General features: G+C 55.0%; 3 protein-coding genes. All 3 read right to left on the reverse strand.

Annotated elements, in window-relative coordinates; translation table 11 throughout:
- Nucleotides 1-150: 150 nt before the first annotated feature.
- The gene (locus tag NQV17_RS37670; RefSeq protein WP_257776141.1) at nucleotides 151-939 is read right to left on the reverse strand and encodes a hypothetical protein; all 789 of its coding nucleotides are present in this window, start codon (nucleotides 937-939) and stop codon (nucleotides 151-153) included.
- Nucleotides 940-972: 33 nt separating this feature from the next.
- Nucleotides 973-1,446: an amidase gene (locus tag NQV17_RS37675; RefSeq protein ID WP_257776142.1), complete on the reverse strand. Its 474-nt coding sequence runs from the start codon at nucleotides 1,444-1,446 to the stop codon at nucleotides 973-975.
- A gap of 42 nt (nucleotides 1,447-1,488) precedes the next feature.
- A partial coding sequence (locus NQV17_RS37680) for a nitroreductase (RefSeq protein WP_257776143.1) occupies nucleotides 1,489-2,118 on the reverse strand: 630 nt, incomplete at its 5' end.

The raw sequence follows: 2,118 nt of genomic DNA on the forward strand, positions 1-2,118 counted from the left end.
TTCTGGTCCCCACCACATTTTGGTGGGAACCAGATTGCCGTCTATGGACCTTCATGAACAGACGGTGCTGGGGCAACGCTTACTGAACTACCATGAATACCGACACTGCCTCTCGAAAAGTCAGTTGCAGTTCCATGAATCACAACCCGCTCAACCGCGCTGGTTTCCGGTCTCAATCTCGCCCGGAAGAACAGAGATTTCGTTAGCAAATTTGAGGAGCGGCACCATATCGACTACCTCATGGTGGATGATTGAACGCCACTGCCCGCAAACTTCCCGTGAAGCCACACCATCCCAATCGGGTGCGTAGCCGCGTGCCTCGACGTACCTACCACTTCTTGACAACCACCCATGCACTGCAACTTCAATTGATCGCAGCGCACTAGATCCATGCATGTAATTAGCACGCCAACGCAGGATAACAGGAGCGGCTATCGCGATTGCCTCTTCCAGGCGATTCAGTTCCGCGAATCCAAAGGCGACGACGAGTCGGCTTCGTTGAGACGCTGTCGTTATCAGATCGAGGGCTTCAATGTGCTCGTCGCAGTGATATTTTTGTAGCATGAGACTGCATGCGACAGCAGTCAGCAGGTTGAGTCGTGGTCGCGAACTAGAGATCGAGGCCGCGGCAATAGACCAGTGATCTATCGCCTGATTCGCGGCACTTAACGCTACGAACGGATCACGCCGCGATATTGCACTCACAGACCGAAGGTGTGAAGCAGCTGCGCGCAATACCGCGCACGAGAGATCGTCCCCCTGCCTCTCCGACAGTTCACTGAGGTCATCGAAGTCGCCTCCGGCAGAAGCGTGCTTGAGCACTTCTCGCGCAGCTTCCAGCCGCTGACACGCCGACGCAATTCTGGCGATATCGTCAAAACTGCGCCGACTCAGCCCCGATTCCGAGCCGTTCCGGTGATGGAAATCGACCAAAAGCACCTCGTTTCGCCTTGCACTGTATTGGGTGAACCCTCAAAGCTTCGGGACCCGGCCAGGCCAAGGAGCGACGGATTCCATTTGGGCTGCCGCCACGAGGATTTGATCTTCTCGGCCAAAGCAAGCAATAACTTGTACCCCAACCGGTATGCCACTGGGTATCCAGTCTGACGGCGGCCTCGCCGAGGGCTGTCCAGACGCGTTGATGAAGGTAAAAAATGCGGTGTACTTCGATACTTTCTGTCGGAACGACAGGCAATCGATTGTCATCGAAAACTGCGCCCATTGCGTAGGCAATTGCGTCAAGGTCGAGGGCAGTGCGAGATCGAACGCGCTCATTGCCCCTGCCACGCGCCGACCAACACTATGAAAAATGGCTATCGCAGCAATATATGTGCAGCCCCCAGCTCCGCGCCTCGCTTTACCATGCCCAATATCGATGCGTAGGGATTTGCCATCAATACCGTGATGCGCCTGAAGCAGTTCGCCATAGGCGACAGACGGCACCATCTCTCGTTCGGCAATCTTCGCGGACGAGTGAGAACACATCTGCTATAGATCAATGAACTCGGCCACTTCTTCAAGTGACGCGCGCGAAGTACGATAGCCGTTAACCGAATGAGACTCGTCCGGCCAACCAAGCGATACACCGTACACAATGTGTTCCTCCGCCGAGATCCCTAGCTGCTCACGGATCACATCGGCGCGATATGCAATCGATGCCTGCGGGACAGTGCCGACACCAAGAGCGGAAGCTGCGAGCATGAATGTGGTCAAGTACCCACCGCAATCCAACATACCGCGTGCGCCAAGTGTAGCGGGAGTGGTGACAAGAGCTAAATGCGGGGCTCCGAAGAAGCGATAGTTTTCAAGTGCCTGCTTCCCCGATGCCGTACGATCTCCGCGCTGGATACCAAGCGCACTATATAGTTGCCAGCCACAATCGCGCCGCCGATTTTTATAAACGCCAAAATAGCTTGCGATCGGTGGTATATCCGCAACGGGGGCTGCTCCGCACAGTGCGCGCTCGTACATAGCATGTCGAAGTCGATCTAGCGCAGCTCCGCTGATGATCCTTACTCGCCATGGTTGTATATTGCAGTCTGACGCGGTCTTTTGCGCTGCAGATAATATACTTAGGATAACATCTCGTGCGACAGCATCAGCTTTAAAAGCTCTGCA

The sequence above is a fragment of the Burkholderia sp. SCN-KJ genome (assembly GCF_024656005.1).
In the GTDB taxonomy this organism is placed as follows: Bacteria; Pseudomonadota; Gammaproteobacteria; order Burkholderiales; family Burkholderiaceae; genus Burkholderia.